Annotated in this window: 11 protein-coding genes and 1 rRNA gene; 9 read left to right on the top strand and 3 right to left on the bottom strand. The window is 68.8% G+C overall.

The annotated features are described in order from the left end of the window. The first annotated feature begins 84 nt into the window (after positions 1-84). From MQH31_RS08650 to MQH31_RS08640, 3 genes are all read left to right on the top strand, one after another. Positions 85-1,209, top strand: coding sequence for a threonine aldolase family protein (locus MQH31_RS08650; protein WP_243011708.1), 1,125 nt, complete (start codon positions 85-87; stop codon positions 1,207-1,209). After that, positions 1,206-2,906 carry a long-chain-fatty-acid--CoA ligase gene (locus MQH31_RS08645; protein ID WP_243011707.1) on the top strand — a complete coding sequence of 567 codons (1,701 nt, stop codon included), beginning with the start codon at positions 1,206-1,208 and terminating at the stop codon, positions 2,904-2,906. Before MQH31_RS08650 ends, MQH31_RS08645 begins: the two co-directional genes overlap by 4 nt. A gap of 223 nt (positions 2,907-3,129) precedes the next feature. After that, positions 3,130-3,723 carry a nitroreductase family protein gene (locus MQH31_RS08640; protein WP_134533104.1) on the top strand — a complete coding sequence of 198 codons (594 nt, stop codon included), beginning with the start codon at positions 3,130-3,132 and terminating at the stop codon, positions 3,721-3,723. A gap of 114 nt (positions 3,724-3,837) precedes the next feature. Here MQH31_RS08640 and MQH31_RS08635 read toward each other — a convergent pair whose 3' ends face one another. Together MQH31_RS08635 and MQH31_RS08630 are read right to left on the bottom strand one after the other, a co-directional pair. After that, the gene (locus MQH31_RS08635) at positions 3,838-4,884 is read right to left on the bottom strand and encodes a zinc-dependent alcohol dehydrogenase family protein (RefSeq protein ID WP_134533102.1); all 1,047 of its coding nucleotides are present in this window, start codon (positions 4,882-4,884) and stop codon (positions 3,838-3,840) included. Between the two features lie 148 nt (positions 4,885-5,032). Further along, positions 5,033-7,219 (bottom strand): ATP-dependent Clp protease ATP-binding subunit, encoded by a 2,187-nt coding sequence (locus MQH31_RS08630; protein ID WP_243011706.1) that lies wholly within the window; start codon positions 7,217-7,219, stop codon positions 5,033-5,035. 186 nt (positions 7,220-7,405) lie between these two features. Between MQH31_RS08630 and MQH31_RS08625 the strand changes: the two genes are divergently transcribed. The 6 genes from MQH31_RS08625 to MQH31_RS08600 all read left to right on the top strand — a co-directional run bounded on the left by MQH31_RS08625 (position 7,406) and on the right by MQH31_RS08600 (position 16,614). Beyond that, positions 7,406-9,343 carry a primary-amine oxidase gene (locus MQH31_RS08625; protein WP_243011705.1) on the top strand — a complete coding sequence of 646 codons (1,938 nt, stop codon included), beginning with the start codon at positions 7,406-7,408 and terminating at the stop codon, positions 9,341-9,343. Positions 9,344-9,428: 85 nt separating this feature from the next. Next, positions 9,429-10,337: a universal stress protein gene (locus MQH31_RS08620; RefSeq protein WP_243011704.1), complete on the top strand. Its 909-nt coding sequence runs from the start codon at positions 9,429-9,431 to the stop codon at positions 10,335-10,337. 89 nt (positions 10,338-10,426) lie between these two features. Then, positions 10,427-13,843 carry a DEAD/DEAH box helicase gene (locus MQH31_RS08615; protein WP_243011703.1) on the top strand — a complete coding sequence of 1,139 codons (3,417 nt, stop codon included), beginning with the start codon at positions 10,427-10,429 and terminating at the stop codon, positions 13,841-13,843. Between the two features lie 137 nt (positions 13,844-13,980). Next, positions 13,981-15,300: a glycosyltransferase 87 family protein gene (locus tag MQH31_RS08610; RefSeq protein WP_243011702.1), complete on the top strand. Its 1,320-nt coding sequence runs from the start codon at positions 13,981-13,983 to the stop codon at positions 15,298-15,300. A gap of 66 nt (positions 15,301-15,366) precedes the next feature. Further along, positions 15,367-16,008, top strand: coding sequence for a histidine phosphatase family protein (locus MQH31_RS08605; RefSeq protein ID WP_243011701.1), 642 nt, complete (start codon positions 15,367-15,369; stop codon positions 16,006-16,008). Between the two features lie 138 nt (positions 16,009-16,146). Beyond that, the gene (locus MQH31_RS08600; protein ID WP_243011700.1) at positions 16,147-16,614 is read left to right on the top strand and encodes a GNAT family N-acetyltransferase; all 468 of its coding nucleotides are present in this window, start codon (positions 16,147-16,149) and stop codon (positions 16,612-16,614) included. Between the two features lie 56 nt (positions 16,615-16,670). Here the strand turns inward: MQH31_RS08600 and rrf are convergent. Then, positions 16,671-16,787 (bottom strand): 5S ribosomal RNA (gene rrf, locus MQH31_RS08595). Positions 16,788-16,937 lie beyond the last annotated feature (150 nt).

Below are 16,937 nucleotides of genomic sequence, written 5' to 3'. Positions count from 1 at the left end.
GGACGTGGCTGAGCGGATGCGCGGGAGTCGCCCGGTCGGCACGACTCACAGTGGTGGCGGAGCCGGATGCGCAAGGATGGAGGGGTGACTCAACTCCATGACCTTTCCTCGCGCGGTTTCGCCTCGGACAACTACTCCGGGGTGCACCCCGAGATCCTCGAGGCGATCGGCAGGGCCAACGGCGCCCACCAGATCGCCTACGGCGAAGACGTCTACACCGAGCGACTCCAGGAGGTGTTCGCGCGGCACTTCGGCGAGGGCACAGAGGCCTTCCCCGTCTTCAACGGCACCGGCGCGAACGTCGTCGGCCTGCAGTCGATGCTGCCGCGCTGGGGCGCCGTCATCTGCGCATCGACCGCGCACATCAACTCGGATGAGGGCGGTGCCCCCGAGAAGGTCGCCGGCATCAAGCTCCTCACCATCGACACCCCGGACGGCAAGCTCACCCCCGAGCTGATCGACCAGCAGGCCTGGGGGTGGGGGGACGAGCACCGCGCCCAGCCGCTCGTCGTCTCGATCACCCAGACCACCGAGCTCGGCACCGCGTACAGCGTCGACGAGGTGCGGGCCATCGCCGACCACGCGCACGCGAACGGGATGGCCCTGCACATGGACGGCGCCCGCCTCTCCAACGCGGCCGTGGCGCTCGGTGTCCCGTTCCGCGCGTTCACGCGCGACGCCGGCGTCGACGTGCTGAGCTTCGGCGGCACTAAGAACGGGATGATGTACGGCGAGTGCATCGTCGTGCTCAACCCCGAGGCATCCGCGGGCCTGGTCTACCTGCGCAAGCTCAACATGCAGCTCGCCTCGAAGATGCGGTTCATCTCGGCTCAGCTGATCGCGCTGCTCGACGGCGACCTCTGGCTGCGCAACGCCGGCCACGCGAACGCCATGGCCACCAAGCTGCGCACCGCCCTCGACGCCGGCATCGCCGACGGCTCGATCGCGGGTGTCTCCTTCAGCCAGCCCACCCAGTCCAACGCGGTGTTCGCGGTGCTGCCGCCCGGCGTCGCCGACCGCCTGCGCGAGGCGTTCCGGTTCTACGACTGGAACCCGGCGACCGGCGAGGTGCGCTGGATGTGCGGTTTCGACACCGAGGAGACCGACATCGACGCCTTCGTCGCCGCGCTCACGGTCGAGCTCGGATCGGCTCACGCACTCGCGAGCGACCTGAACACGGCGCCGACCCCCGAACCGGCCGCACGATGAACGCCTTCGCCAACAAACCCTGGCTCGGCTCGTACGCCCCCGGGGTGCCGAACACCATCCCCGCCCCCTCCGAGACCCTCGTCGGCATGATCGAGGCCTCCTGCCGGCTCTACGCCGACGCGATCGCGCTCGACTTCTTCGGCGGCACCACGAGCTACACCCAGCTCGGCGAGCAGATTTCCCGCGTCGCGAACGGGCTGATGCGCCTCGGCGTGAAGCCCGGCGACCGGGTCGCGCTCGTGCTGCCCAACTGCCCCCAGCACGTCGTCGCGTTCTACGCCGTGCTGCGCCTCGGCGCGATCGTCGTCGAGCACAACCCGCTCTACACCGAGCGCGAGCTGCGGCATCAGTTCGAGGACCACGGCGCCCGAGTCGCGATCGTCTGGGACAAGGTCTACGCGACCGTGCGGGACTTCCCCGCCGACCTGGGGGTCCGCACCGTGGTCGCCGTGGACCTCACGGATGCGATGCCGCTCGTCAAGCGTCTCGCCCTGCGGCTGCCGATCAAGCAGGCCAGGTCCTCGCGAGACGCACTCACCGTCTCCGCGCTGCCGAAGGACGCCGTCGAGTGGTCCTCCCTCGTGCGCGCCCGCAAGCTCCGCCACAACCACCCGCGGCCGGCCCTCGGCGACACCGCCGTGCTGCAGTACACCAGCGGCACGACCGGCACCCCGAAGGGCGCGATCCTCACCCACTCCAACCTGAGGGCCAACGCGCTCCAGGGCGAGGCGTGGGTACCGGGGCTCACCCCCGGCCAGGAGGTCTTCTACGCCGTCCTGCCGATGTTCCACGCCTACGGCCTCACCCTGTGCCTCACCTTCGCGATGGCGACCGGCGCCCGGCTCGTACTGTTCCCCAAGTTCGACGAGAACCTGCTGCTGGATGCCGCGAAGCACACTCCGCCGACCTTCCTTCCCGCGGTCCCGCCGATCTACGACCGGCTGGTCACCGCTGCCGAGAAACGGAAGGTGAGCCTGCGCAGCATCCGCTTCTCGATCTCGGGCGCGATGAGCCTGCCCGTCTCGATCGTCGAACGCTGGGAGACCGCGACCGGCGGGCTGCTCGTGGAGGGCTACGGCATGACCGAGGCCTCGCCGATCGCCGTCGGAAACCCGATCGGCCCGAGCCGCCGCCCCGGCACCGTCGGGGTGCCGTTCCCGAGCACCGAGATCCGGGTCGTCGACCCGGCGGACCCGTCGATCGACCGCGGTGTTGAGGAAGAGGGCGAGCTGCTCGTGCGCGGCCCGCAGGTCTTCTCCGGGTACTGGGACCAGCCGAGTGAAACCGCCAAGGTCCTCCTCGAGGGCGGCTGGCTTCGCACCGGCGACATCGTGCGCGTCTCCGCCGACGGCTTCGTCACGATCGTCGACCGCATCAAGGAACTCATCATCACCGGCGGGTTCAACGTGTCACCGTCCGAGGTCGAGGCCGCTCTCCTCTCGCACCCCGACGTCGCCGACGCTGCAGTCGTGGGCCTCGCGAGCAAGAACGGCGGAGAGGACGTCGTTGCCGCGATCGTGCTCACCGACGGTGCCGCGCTCGACGTCGACGCTCTGCGGGTCTACTGCCGCACCCGCCTCTCGGCGTACAAGGTGCCCCGGCGCATCGTCGAGGTCGAGGAACTCCCCCGCTCGATGATGGGCAAGGTGCTCCGCCGCTCCGTGCGCGACGACCTCATCGCCGCCACCCCCAACTAGTCCCGCCCGCCCCGGCCCACCCCCTCCCGCGAAAGCGGGTGAATCGTCGTTATCGCGCGCTGAAACCGACGATTCACCCGCTTTCGCGACGCATAGGGGGGCACACGGGGAGACGCGAGCGCACAGTATGCGTGCGCATGGAATAAGCGCGCGGCGTGCGCGTTTTAGATCGTGGGTCAGCGTTGCCCCGGACACCCATAGGCTCCAGACGAAAGACGGGCACATGACCCTCATCACCGACACCCTCAGCCGCGCCGCCGACACGACGTCGCCCATCCTCTCCGTGCTCTCCGAGCGTTGGAGCCCGCGCGGTTTTGACCCGACCGCGGTCATCGACGAGACCACCCTGACCACCATCCTCGAGGCCGCCCGCTGGGCCCCCTCCGCGAGCAACATCCAGCCGGCCCGCTTCATCGTCGCGCGCCGCGGCACCGCGAGCTTCGCCAAGGTGCACGAGGGCCTGATGGGCTTCAACAAGGCCTGGGCCGATTCCGCGTCGGTCCTGATCGTGAACATCGCGCACCTGCCGATCGACGAGACCCGCGAGAACCCGTGGGCGCGTTACGACCTCGGCCAGGCCGTCGCGCACCTCACCATCCAGGCCCAGGAAGAGGGACTGTACACGCATCAGCTCGGCGGCATCGACGGTGCCGCGATCGCCGAATCCTTCGGACTCACGCCCGACCTGGCCGTCGTCTCGGTGACCGTGCTCGGCGTCCTCGGCGACGTCGACGCCCTCTCCCCCGAGCTCTACGCCCGCGAGATCGCCCCGCGCACCCGCAAGCCCCTCGCCGAGCTCCTGCTCGCCAACGACTAACCCGCCCCTCCCCCCTCGCGAGAGCACGAAAAAGGCCCCTTCACGCGAAGTGAAGGGGCCCTTTTCGTACTCTCGCGGTCAGGAACGGCGCGAGCCGAGCCTGGCGCGGGCGGTTCAGGGGCGGAGGAGCACCTTGATCGCGCGGCGTTCGTCCATCGCGGCGTATGCCTCGGCGACGTCGGCGAGCGGCAGCTCCAGGTCGAAGACGCGACCCGGGTTGATCGACCCGGAGAGCACCTCGGGGAGCAGTTCCTCGATGTAGCCGCGCACGGATGCGACGCCGCCGTTGATCCCGACGTTGCGGCCGAAGAGGGGCTGCATCGCGATCGGGCCACCGGTGGGCACGCCGACGTAGCCGACCATTCCGCCGGGACGGGCAGACGCAACCGCCTGCTCCATCGATTCCTTGGTGCCGACGCACTCGAGCACGAAGTCCGCGCCGATACCGTCGAACATCTCGCGGATCTTCGCGACACCCTCGGCGCCACGCTCCTCGACGATGTCGGTCGCGCCGAATTCGCGCGCGACGACCTGCCGCGAGGCGTGCCGGGACATGGCGACGATCCGCGAGGCGCCGAGGCGCTTCGCGGCGATGATCGCGCACAGGCCCACGGCGCCGTCACCCACGACGACGACGGTGCTGCCCGCGGTCACTCCCGCAGAGACCGCGGCGTGGTGGCCGGTACCCATCACATCGGCGAGGGTCAGCAGGCCGGGGATCTGGGCATCCGTCGGCATGGCCGGCGTCGCGACGAGGGAACCGTCCGCGTGCGGAACGCGCACGCGCTCGCCCTGGGCGCCGTCGGCGAAGCCGCCGAGCCGGTCGTCCGCACCCCACCAGCCGCCGTGCAGGCACGAGGTGCTCACGCCGTTGCGGCAGTTGATGCAGGTGTTGTCGCAGTCGTAGAAGGGGGCGATGACGAAGTCGCCGACCTTGATCGTCGTTACGTCTGCGCCGATCTCCTCGACGACTCCGACGAACTCGTGGCCGATCCGGTGCGGCTCGGTGGTGGGCTGCACGCCGCGGTACGGCCACAGGTCGGAGCCGCACACGCAGGCTGCGACGACACGCACGATCGCGTCACCGCCGGTCGAGAGAATCGGGTCGGGTACTTCTTCGAGGCGGATGTCCCGCTCGCCATAGATCACAGTTGCACGCATGCTTCGAGCCTAGTTCCCGCCCTCGCGAGCACGCAGTCGCTCAACCCCCGTTCCGCTGACCGCGAAAGCGGGTGAATCGTCGGTTTCGGGACCCGAAAACGACGATTCACCCGCTCTCGCGGTGATACGGGCCGGTGCCCGAGGTGACCTAGAGGTCGGCCTCGTCGAGCGGATGCGCCGGCACGGGCACCGCGGGCGCCGGCGTGACCGTGAGGGAGTCGCCGTCCGCCGCGAGGTCCACGAGCACGGTGTCGCCGTCGCGCACCTTGCCGGAGAGGATCGCTGTCGCGAGCCGGTCGTCGATCTCGGTCTGCATGAGGCGCCGCAGCGGACGGGCACCGTACATCGGGTCGTAGCCGCGTTCGGAGAGCCAGGTGCGCGCCTTCGGGGTCACGGCGAGTTCGAGGCGGCGCTCCACGAGGCGCTTCTCGAGCCGGTCGATCATGAGCTCCACGATCTGGCCGAGGTCCTCCATCGACAGCGACTGGAAGACGACGATGTCGTCGAGCCGGTTGACGAACTCCGGCTTGAAGGTCTGCCGCACGAGCAGTTGCACGGCTTCCTCCTTCTGCTCGGTGCTGAGGGTGGGGTCGATCAGGAACGCCGAGCCGAGGTTCGAGGTCAGCACGAGGATGGTGTTGCGGAAGTCCACCGTGCGGCCCTGGCCGTCGGTGAGGCGCCCGTCATCGAGCACCTGCAGCAGCACGTCGAAGATCTCCGGATGCGCCTTCTCCACCTCGTCGAACAGGATCACCGAATACGGGCGCCGGCGCACCGCCTCGGTGAGCTGCCCACCCTGTTCGTAACCGATGTAGCCCGGAGGAGCACCGACCAGGCGGGACACCGAGAACTTCTCGCCGTACTCGCTCATGTCGATGCGGATCATGGCCTTCTCGTCGTCGAAGAGGAATTCGGCGAGCGCCTTGGCGAGCTCGGTCTTGCCCACGCCCGTCGGGCCGAGGAAGAGGAACGAGCCGGTCGGCCGGTCCGGGTCGGAGATGCCGGCCCGGCTGCGGCGCACGGCGTCGGCGACCGCGCGCACGGCGCGCTTCTGGCCGATCAGTCGGTGCGCGAGTTCGCCCTCGAGGTTCAGGAGCTTCTCGGTCTCGCCCTGGAGCAGGCGCCCGACGGGAATGCCCGTCCACATGGCGACGACCGCGGCGATGTCCTCCGCGGTGACCTGGTCGTTGACCATCCGGGGCCCGTCCGACTCCGCCTGCTCCGCCGCGGCGAGCTCGCGTTCCATCACGGGGATGTCGCCGTAGAGCAGCCGGGAGGCGCGTTCGAGGTTGCCCTCGCGCTGGGCGCGCTCCGATTCGCTCCGCGCGGTGTCGAGCCGGGTCTTGAGTTCGCCGACCCGGTTGAGCGAGGCGCGTTCCTTGTCCCAGCGCGCCTGCAGCCCCTTCAGGGTGTCCTCACGTTCGAGCAGGTCGGCCCGCAGCTTCTCGAGTCGCTGGCGGGAGGCGTCGTCCTTCTCCTTCTTGAGCGCGAGCTCCTCGAGCTTGAGGCGGTCGACACTGCGGCGCAGCTCGTCGATCTCGACGGGTGCGGAGTCGATCTCCATCCGGAGCCGGCTCGCGGCCTCGTCGATCAGGTCGATGGCCTTGTCCGGCAGTTGCCGGGCGGTGATGTAGCGGTTCGAGAGCGAGGCGGCCGCGACGAGGGCGGCATCCGCGATCGACACCTTGTGGTGGGCTTCGTAGCGCTCCTTGAGGCCGCGCAGGATCGCGACGGTGTCCTCGACGCTCGGCTCGTCGACGAGCACGGGCTGGAAGCGCCGCTCGAGGGCGGCGTCCTTCTCGATGAACTCACGGTATTCGTTGAGCGTCGTCGCGCCGATCAGGCGCAGCTCGCCGCGCGCGAGCATCGGCTTGAGCATGTTGGATGCCGCGACCGAGCCCTCCCCGCCGCCCGCTCCCATCAGGGTGTGCAGTTCGTCGACGAAGGTGATGATCTGGCCCTCGGCGTCGTTGATCTCCTTGAGCACGGCCTTCAATCGCTCCTCGAACTCGCCGCGGTACTTCGCCCCGGCCACGAGGGCCGCGAGGTCGAGCGCCACGAGTTGCTTTCCCTTGAGCGAGTCGGCGACGTCGCCGGCCACGATCCGCTGGGCGAGGCCCTCGACCACGGCGGTCTTCCCGACGCCGGGTTCGCCGATCAGAACCGGGTTGTTCTTGGTCCGGCGGGTGAGCACCTGGCTCACGCGACGGATCTCGGCGTCGCGCCCGATCACGGGGTCGAGCTTGCCGCTCTTCGCGATCTCGGTGAGGTTCACGCCGTACTTCTCGAGCGCAGATTTCGCTTCTTCCTGGGGCGGCTGCTGGCCTGCTTGCATGGGGAAGATCCTCTCTCTCGCGCGACCACCCGCCGACGGGCAAAGCTGAGTCGCATCGACTCAAGTTTAGGGGATCTCAGCGGATGCCGCTAGCACTCACGATCGACGGTACCGGTGCCATAATGACCGCAAACGGTGCCGGGCAACAGCGCCGTCGACACGCACAGCCGATCACGAGGAGCCCCGATGACCTTCCATCCCCTCGACCCGCTGACGGCCGACGAGTTCACCGCCTCCGCAGGCATCCTCGCCCGCGAACGCGGCGTCGGACCGGGCTGGAGGTTCGCCTCGATCGAACTCGTCGAGCCGGGCCGGCACGCCAGGGCCGCCTTCGACGTCGCGGGGGCGGTCCCCGAGCGCCTCGCCCGGCTCGTCGTGCTGAACCGGGCCGAGAACAGCACCTGGCTGGCGGTCGTCTCCCTCAGCGCCGACGCCCTGCTGGACTGGAGCACGGTGCCCGGCGTGCAGGCCAACTTCACGGTCGACGAGTGGGACGAAGCGGACGCCGCTCTCCGCGCGCACCCGGAGGTGGTCGCGGCCCTCGCCCGCAGGGGCATCACCGATCTCGACACCGTCTTCATCGATACCTGGACCTACGGCGACGCCGTCATCCCCGAGCGGTTCCGGGGCCGGAGGATCGGCTGGTCCGACGTCTGGGTGCGCGCCGAGGCGGGCGCCAACCCGTACGCCGGACCGGTGAGCGGCCTGCACTTCGTGATCGACGTCAACACGATGGAACTCCTCGACGTCGAGGACACGTTCGCGGTCGACCGGCCGGCCGTGATGGGCGAATACGTCCCGCACCTCATCCCGCCCCGCATCCGCGACCTCAGCAGGCGTCCGCCGCTCAAGCCGCTCGACATCGTGCAGCCGGAGGGGCCGAGCTTCACGGTCACCGGCCACCGGGTCGAGTGGCAGAACTGGTCGCTGCGGGTCGGCTTCAACTACCGGGAGGGCATGACCCTGCACGAGGTGAGCTACCGGGACGGCGAGCGGGTGCGCCCGATCGCCAATCGGCTCTCCTTCGCCGAGATGGTCGTGCCCTACCGGGATCCCAGCGTCGACCATTTCCGTCGCACGGCCTTCGACATCGGCGAGTGGGGCCTGGGCTTCATGACCACCTCCCTCGAACTGGGCTGCGACTGCCTCGGCGAGATCCGCTACCTCGACGCCGTGCTGCACAACAGCGCCGGCGAACCGTACGCGATCCCCAACGCCATCTGCATCCACGAAGAGGACAACGCGGTGCTCTGGAAGCACGTCGACCATAGCGGTGGATCGGAGGTACGACGGATGCGGCGCCTCGTCGTCTCCTTCCATGTCACCGTCGCCAACTACGAATACCTCGTCTACTGGCGCTTCTACCAGGACGGCAACATGGAGTGCGAGGTACGTGCCACCGGGATCATGGTCGTCACGAGCCTCGCAGAGGGCCAGCCGCACCCGAACGGCACCCTCGTGGACACGCGCACCTATGCGCCCTTCCACCAGCACTTCATCGTCGCGCGGATGGACCTCGACATCGACGGGCCCGAGAACACGGTGTTCCGCTCCGAGACCCGCGTCGAGCCGATCGACGACGCGAATCCGCTCGGCCTGGCCCTCACCCAGCAGAACACGCCCATCGAGACCGAGGGCTTCGACGACTACGACTGGACGACCCAGCGCAGCTGGAAGGTCGTGAACGAGACCGCGGTCAACGGGCTCGGCACCCCGGTGTCGTACAAGCTCGTTCCGGGCGGCGCCATCCCGGCGTTCTTCGACCCCGCCTCCCCGGTGTTCCAGCGCGCCCAGGTGATCGGACACACGGTGTGGGTCACGCCTTCCGACGACCGGCAGCGCTGGCCCTGCGGTGAGTTCGTCAACCAGAGCGCGGTCGACCACGGCCTGCCCGAGTGGACCCGTGCCGGTCGAACGGTACGGAACACCGACATCGTGCTCTGGTACGTCTTCGGCATCCACCACATCACCCGCCAGGAGGAGTGGCCGATCATGCCGGCGGACACCGTGTCGTTCTGGCTCAAGCCGGTCGGCTTCTTCGACCGCAACCCCTCCCTCGACGTGCCGGCGAGTCACGCGGGACCCGCCCACACCGACGGGCACCGGCATCACGACCAGCACTGAGCAGCCCTGAGCAGCAGCAGCACAGGCCCCGAAGCGCACAGACCAGCACGACCGATATTTCACCGAGACCCCAGGGAGATCCAGAGTGACCAGGACAGCGAATTACGTCGTCGCCTACGAGGCAACCGATCGCGGCAATGATGCCATCGAGCTCGGTGTCGCCCTCGCGCGCCTGACCGGAGCCGAGTTGCGGATCTGCCTGGTGCTGCCGCACTCGACCGTCGCGCCCTCACGGCTGCGCGCCTCCGGCTCCGACTTCGAGGCGCTCCTCGAGCAGCAGGGCCTCGAATGGCTCGTCGGGGCCGCGGCGCGGGTTCCGGCGGGCATTGTGGCCACGACGCACCTGATCTGGGCGGATGCTGTCTCCGACGGTCTCCTGAGGGCCGTCACGGAATTCGACTCCGACCGGATCGTCGTCGGGGCCTCCCGGCACGGCATCCGCGGCCGCTACACGATCGGCAGCGTCGCCAACGCACTGCTGCACGCCTCGCCCGTTCCCGTCGCGCTCGCACCGCACGGGTACCTCGCCCCGGCACAGCTCTCCCGGATCACCTGCGCGATCGGCACCCGGCCCGGCTGGTCGACGCTCCTCGATTCGCTCCTGGCGTTCACGGCGGGCCTCACCGTGGACGTGCGCTTCCTCACCCTCGTCGAGGTCGACTCCCGGCGCACCCAGCATGGCGAGTCGACACCCGCACTGGAGGCGGCCCGGACCGCAGAGAGCACGGCGCATCTGGAATCGGTGCTCGAGTACTTCACCACGCGGGCGCCTGCACCGGGCACCATCACGACCGAGGTCGCCGTCGGCGAGAACGTGGAGTCCGCCGTCGAGGCCATCGAGTGGCGTGCGGAGGAGGTCGCCTTCGTCGGTTCGAGCCGCCTCGCCCAGCCGACCACGATCTTCCTCGGCATTACCGCCCACCGCATGCTCAACGCCCTGCCCGTGCCGCTCATCGTCGTTCCCACCGGCGCGTCCGCCCGGCTGGCCCGCTGAGCCGCACCCGCGGGGCCGTCATCGCCGACGAGTGCCCGCACACCGTGGGAGAATGGGGTTCGACCTTCTAAGGAACCCTCTTCCCCCTTATGGCTCACTCTCTCAGCTCACACGAGATCGCCCTCCTCGTTGGAAGCCAGGCCTTTTCGCGCGGTGAACGTTACGCGCGCAACGGCCACGTCCTCTCCGAGATCTGGGACGAGTCGGGGACCAGGCTCACCGGGAAGGTTCGCGGCACCGGACGCTCCCCGTACACGGTGACCATTTCGTTCATCCTGAATCCCGCCGGGGTCGCGGTGCGCGCGACCGGACTCTGCACCTGCCCGATGCGGAGCAACTGCAAGCATGTCGCCGCCCTCCTCGTCACGAGCCGGAACGGCGGGAACCCGGGCTCGATCGAGGTCGACGAGGCCGGCGTCGACCGCTTCAACCGGCGATCCGCGCCGCCGGCCCTGTACGCACTCCAGTCCCCCACACCCCCCGCGGCCCCGCCCGCGCCGTCCGTTCCGCGCTGGCGCAGCGCGCTCGGCGTCCTGCCGACGCCCGGGGAGACCTCCGCGCAGACCGGGACGGAACTCGCGCTGCAGTTCCAGGTGCTCGCCCCGGTCAACTCCCGGTTCCAGTCCGGCGGACGGCACCTGGCCGCCCGGCCGATGCTGCTCGGCAAGCAGGGCCGCTGGATCCGCGGCGCCCTGACCTGGGACAACATCGCCCAGACCGCGGGCACCGCCCAGCGCGCCCAACGGCGGGTGCTGTCCGCGCTCTACGCCCTGCATCTCGCCGGACGCCCGTATTACGGCTCGGCGACGCAGTGGATCCAGCTCGACGATTTCCCCGACCGCGCGCTCTGGGGCCTGCTCGAGGAGGCGACGGCCGCCGGCATCCCGCTCATCTCCACCTCGGGCGCCCAGGATCCCGTCCGCATCGCGGAGCGTCCGGCATCGCTCGAGCTCGACATCCGCCGCACGCCCGGCGGCCTCGCGCTCACCCCCACCGTCGTGCTCGACGAGCACCGGCTGCCCGGGGGCCGGTTCGGGTTCACGGGCGATCCCGCCCACGGCATCTACACCTGGCAGGACGCCCCCGTCGGGGACCCGACCGGGGGCCGCCTCACCCTCGCCCCGCTCGCGGTCGAGGTCAGCAGGGAACTGCGCACCCTCGCGCTGAGCAGCCAGTCCATCGACGTGCCCACCGACGACGAGCCGGCCTTCCTCGCCGAGTTCTACCCCTATCTCCGCGACCGGGCGCGCGTCACGAGCCGCGACGCCTCGTTCGAGCTGCCCGAGACCCCCCGGCCCGCGCTCACGCTCACGATCGGCCACCAGACGGATGCCCGGATCGCCCTGAACTGGGCGTGGCGCTACCAGGCCGGTCCGTCGGCCGCCGGTGCCTCCGCCAGCACAACGGGGACTCCCGCCGAGGCCCCTGGCGGCGCCTACGACCTCGAACTGAGGCCCGTTCCCGGCGAGCACCGCTACCGCGACGCCGCCGCTGAGGCCCGGATCCTCCGCGGCGTCGACGACCTGCTCGCCCCCCTCACCGAGCTCGCGCCGAGACGCGGCGGCGTGCCGCGGCTGTCCGCGCACTCCGAACTCGGCGGCGCCGGCATGATCCACTTCCTGGAGCAGGTCCTGCCGCGGCTCGACGAACTCCCCGACGTCCTCGTCGTCCAGAGCGGCGACGTGATCGACTACCGCCCGGCGGACACCGCCCCGGTGATCAGCGTCGGGACGAGCGAACGCCTCGACGACCGGGACTGGTTCAACCTCGCGGTCTCCGTGTCGATCGACGGCGAGGACGTGCCCTTCGACGTGCTGTTCCGGGCCCTCGCCACGGGCCAGGACATCCTCATCCTGCCGAGCGGCACCTACTTCAGTCTCGACCGGCCCGAACTGCACACCTTGCGCCGCCTGATCGAGGAAGCCCGCAGCCTGCAGGAACCGCACGCGACCTCACTCGGCATCAGCCCGTTCCAGGCCGATCTCTGGGAAGAGCTGCAGGAACTCGGCGTCGTCACGAGCCAGGCCGCCGGCTGGCGGGACATCGTCGCCGGGCTCACCGATGTCGAACGGGTGCCGACGCTCCCCGTGCCGGACGGCGTGCACGCGACCCTCCGCAGCTATCAGCAGTCCGGCTTCGAGTGGCTCGGCTTCCTCCACGACCACCGGCTCGGCGGCATCCTCGCCGACGACATGGGTCTCGGCAAGACCCTGCAGGCGATCGCCCTGATCAGCCGCACGGTGGCCGGACGCGACAGCGACGCACCCGCAGACCCGTTCCTCGTCGTCGCGCCCACGAGCGTCGTTTCGAACTGGGCCGCCGAATGCGCAAGGTTCGCGCCGGACCTGCGCGTCGCCTCCGTCACCGAGACCTCACGCAAACGGGCGACGAGCATCGCGGCACTGCACGCCGGAGCGGATGTCGTGATCACCTCGTACACGTTGTTCCGCCTCGACTTCGACGAGTACAACGCCGTCCCCTGGGCGGGTCTCCTGCTCGACGAGGCCCAGTTCGTGAAGAACCGCGTGTCCCGGGCCTACCAGTGCGCCCGGCGCCTGGACACGCCGTTCAAGCTCGCGATCACCGGCACCCCGCTCGAGAACAACCTGATGGAGTTCTGGTCGCTGCTGTCGATCACCGCGCCCGGCCTGTTCCCGAGCCCGACGCGCTTCGCCGACTTCTACCAGAAACCCATCGAGCGGGACGCGAACGACGAGCGGCTCGCCCAGCTCCGCCGCCGCATCCGCCCGTTCATGCTGCGCCGCACCAAGGAGGAGGTCGCCGGTGACCTGCCGAGCAAGCAGGAACAGGTGCTCGAGCTCACGCTCAACCCCCGGCACCGGGCCGTCTACGACACCCACCTGCAGCGGGAACGCCAGAAGGTGCTCGGCCTGATCGAGAACCTGAACGCGAACCGGTTCGAGATCTTCCGGTCGCTCACGATGCTCCGCCAGCTGAGCCTCGATGCGGGGCTGTACGACGCCAAGTACGACGGGATCCCCTCGACCAAGCTCGACGCCCTCCTCGAACTGCTGGAGGACATCGTCGCCGGCGGGCACCGCACGCTCATCTTCAGCCAGTTCACCCAGTACCTCGGCCGGGCCCGCGCCCGGCTCGACGCCGCGGGAATCAGCTATTCGTACCTCGATGGCAAGACCCGCAACCGGGCGGCGGTGATCGACGAGTTCAAGACCGGCGACAACGCGGTGTTCCTGATCAGCCTCAAGGCGGGCGGATTCGGGCTCAACCTCACCGAGGCCGACTACGCGATCCTGCTCGACCCGTGGTGGAATCCCGCCACCGAGGCGCAGGCCGTCGACCGGATGCACCGGATCGGCCAGACCAAGAACGTCTTCGTGTACCGGCTCGTCGCCAAGAACACGATCGAGGAAAAGGTCATGGCGCTCAAGGCCACCAAGGCCCATCTCTTCGACAGCGTGCTCTCCGCCGACGGCGCCAGGGGAACCGCGCTCACGGCCGCGGACATCCGCGAACTGCTCGCCTGACCGCCATCAGGCTGTGAGCTCTCTCAGCAGGAAGGGCCGGTAACCGGGCAGAACTGTCTTGCAACCCAGCGCACAAACCTATAATTTGGATGAAGTCTGCCCTCCCGGGCTTTTGGCCGTCTGCAGAGGTGAGTGAAATGTCCTACATTCTTGACCAGGTCGACCACCGGGTCCGACGCGTCCTCACGCCCGCACGGCGCCTGTGGCTGGAAACCCCGCGCACCCTCGTGATCGGCTTCATCGCCATCCACGTCGTCTTCCTGCTCGCCCTGCTTCCCGCGATCCTGACCGGCAATGTGCTCGGCGACCTGCCCCTGTACCGCACCTGGGCCCAGCAGGGCCTCGTGCACCACGTGTGGATGGGCATCAACGTCGAGTGGGTGTACCCGATCGGCGCCCTGTTCCCGATCGTGGTCGCCGGCCTCGGCGGCCCGCTGTTGTACCAGCTGATGTGGTTCCTGATGACGGCCGCGCTGAACGCCTTCGCCGTCGTCGTGCTGACGGATGCCGGCCGCAAGATCAGCGGCTACCGTTCAGCCTGGTTCTTCCTGGTGATCAGCTTCGTCCTCAGCCCCGTCGGACTCCTCAGGCTCGAGGGTCTCACCGCCCCGCTCGTGATCATGGGCCTCGTGCTGCTCGCGCGCCGCCCGGTCGTCGCGGCAGCCCTGCTCACCATCGCCACCTGGGTGAAGGTCTGGCCCGCCGCCGTCGTCGTCGCGGTCGTCGTCGCCTCCCGGCGTCGCATCACCGTGATCCTCACGGGCATCGCCGTCACCGCGGGCATCGTCGGCACGGTTTTCGCCCTCGGCGGCCTCAAGTACATCACCGGATTCGTCACGATGCAGTCCGACCGGGCCATGCAGCTCGAAGCGCCTATCACGACCCCCTGGGTCTGGCTCGCCGCCCTCGGCCACCCGAACACATTCATCTACCAGAACTACGCGATCGCCACCCGCGAGGTCAGCGGCCCCGGCACCACGCTCGTCGCCTCCCTGATGAACCCGCTGATGTTCATCGCGATGGGGGCGATCGTCACGCTCATGCTGGTCGCGTTGCGCCGTCACCACGACGTCTCGCAGCTCCTGCTGGTCGGGTCCCTTGCCCTCGTCGGAGCCTTCATCATCTTCAACAAGGTCGGGTCCCCGCAGTACATGCTGTGGCTCGCACCCGTCGTCGTCGTCGGGGTCAGCCAGAGCTGGCACGCGTGGCGTGCGCCGGCGTACATGATGGTCGCCATCGGCATTCTGACCACCCTGATCTTCCCGGTCTTCTACATGCCGCTCATCAACGGCGACCTGTCGGCTCTCGTGCTGCTCACCGCGCGTAACGGCCTGCTGATCGTGATGTTCGGCTGGTCGCTTGTCGCTCTGTGGCGCATGGTCGTGGCTCCCGTCACCTCGCCCGCCCTGCTGTCTCGCCGCCTGGCCGCGAGCGACGCGCGCACCTTCGCCGCGTAGTCCGGTCCACGCAGGTCGCCATCGGGTGATTCTGCGTTGCCTCCCCGGCCGGGGGACAATGGAGGGGTGACTTCACCAACGACCTTCGCCCTCATCCGCCACGGCCAGACCGACTGGAATGCCGCTATGCGGATTCAGGGCCTGTCGGACATCCCCCTCAACGACACCGGGCGTGACCAGGCCGCCGAGGCGGTGGGGCACCTGGCCCGATACGACTGGGACTTCGTCGTCTCCTCGACCCTGTCTCGCGCGGCTGAGACCGCTGACCTCATTGCGGACGGCCTCGGCCTCACGGTGACCCGGCGCATCCCCGAGCTCGTCGAGCGCAACTATGGCCCCGCGGAGGGCCTGAGCGCCGGCTCCGAGCTCGACGCGCTCCGCGTCGACGGGGGCCCGACCGGCAACGGCGGTTTCATCGGCGCAGAGCCCGAGGCGGATGTCGCCTCCCGCGGCCTCCACGCACTGCGTGAGCTCGCGGCGGCGCACCCGGGGGCCCGCATCATCGTCGTCTCCCACGGCACCCTGATCCGCCTGACCCTGATGAGCGCCCTGGGCGAGTTCGTCGGCACCATCACCAACGCGGCCCTGACCGTCGCCAAGGTCGACGACGACGGCTGGACCCTCCAGGCACTCAACGGCGAGGTCCTGACTCCCGTAGACGATCTCGACAACGACCTGGACCCCCTGGACGCCGTCCCCGCCCGCTAGCCATCCCTCCGGTTACCTTTCCGGTCGAGAGTTACCCGTACGAGGGTAACTCTCGACCGGAAAGGCAACTCTCGGAGGAACGTGTGAGAGGGCGCCTTCTTCGCGGACAGTGACGGTCGATCGCACTAGTGTCATGGCATGGTTGTGACCCGTCCTGCGCGCGCACGTGACTACGCGCGTCTTCTTGAGTGGGTGCCCGACGCGCCTGCGTTGTACCTGTTTGCCGGTCCGAGCGTGACGTGGCCGCCGACCGTAGCGCAATTCGAGGAGATCTCCCGAAGACCGGGGCTGAGCGCCTGGATGGTGGCTCATGACGAATATCCGGCCGCCTGGGGACATTTCGATCTCACGGTGGGCGGCGCTTCAGCCCGCCTGGGACGAGTCATTGTCGACCCCCGGTACCGCGGGCAGGGCCTGGGGCACGTACTCACCCGGGCAGTCATCGAAAAGGCTCGCGAACTCGGAGTTGACGAAGTCCGCCTGGCCGTCGTCGCGGACAATGAGCCTGCGGTGAGGGCCTACCGTCGAGCTGGGTTCACAGAATTCGTAGATCCCGAGCGCCCCCAGTTCACGGCGATGACGTATCGACTCCTCGAACGCCCGTGAGGGTTAAAGCAGAAAAGCCACCCCGTGGGGTGGCTTTTCTGGTGTTTCTAAGTTAAGTCCGGCGGTGTCCTACTCTCCCACAGGGTCCCCCCTGCAGTACCATCGGCGCTGAGAGTCTTAGCTTCCGGGTTCGGAATGTGACCGGGCGTTTCCCTCTCGCTATAGCCGCCGAAACATCTTTCGATGGATCGATTCTATATTTTTCAGTTATAGACCCCGACGCGCCTGTGAGGGCGGTGCCGGGGCTGTTCTCGACCGTACGTCGAGAACCACATAGTGGACGCTTGCAGCTTATTCAAACTGGTGTGTTATCAAATTATTGG

It is taken from the genome of Cryobacterium zhongshanensis (assembly GCF_022760445.1).
Classification (GTDB): Bacteria; Actinomycetota; Actinomycetes; order Actinomycetales; family Microbacteriaceae; genus Cryobacterium; species Cryobacterium algoricola.
The sequence above is the reverse complement of the archived record's forward strand: the minus strand, read 5'-3'. Positions and strand labels throughout refer to the sequence as shown.

What these genes read in the sequence shown, in the direction of transcription:
- MQH31_RS08645 (WP_243011707.1), top strand. Translation starts at nt 1,206, where the DNA reads ATGAACGCCTTCGCCAACAAACCCTGGCTCGGCTCGTACGCCCCCGGG.
- MQH31_RS08640 (WP_134533104.1), top strand. Translation starts at nt 3,130, where the DNA reads ATGACCCTCATCACCGACACCCTCAGCCGCGCCGCCGACACGACGTCG.
- MQH31_RS08635 (WP_134533102.1), bottom strand. Translation starts at nt 4,884, where the DNA reads ATGCGTGCAACTGTGATCTATGGCGAGCGGGACATCCGCCTCGAAGAA.
- MQH31_RS08630 (WP_243011706.1), bottom strand. Translation starts at nt 7,219, where the DNA reads ATGCAAGCAGGCCAGCAGCCGCCCCAGGAAGAAGCGAAATCTGCGCTC.
- MQH31_RS08625 (WP_243011705.1), top strand. Translation starts at nt 7,406, where the DNA reads ATGACCTTCCATCCCCTCGACCCGCTGACGGCCGACGAGTTCACCGCC.
- MQH31_RS08615 (WP_243011703.1), top strand. Translation starts at nt 10,427, where the DNA reads ATGGCTCACTCTCTCAGCTCACACGAGATCGCCCTCCTCGTTGGAAGC.
- MQH31_RS08610 (WP_243011702.1), top strand. Translation starts at nt 13,981, where the DNA reads ATGTCCTACATTCTTGACCAGGTCGACCACCGGGTCCGACGCGTCCTC.
- MQH31_RS08600 (WP_243011700.1), top strand. Translation starts at nt 16,147, where the DNA reads ATGGTTGTGACCCGTCCTGCGCGCGCACGTGACTACGCGCGTCTTCTT.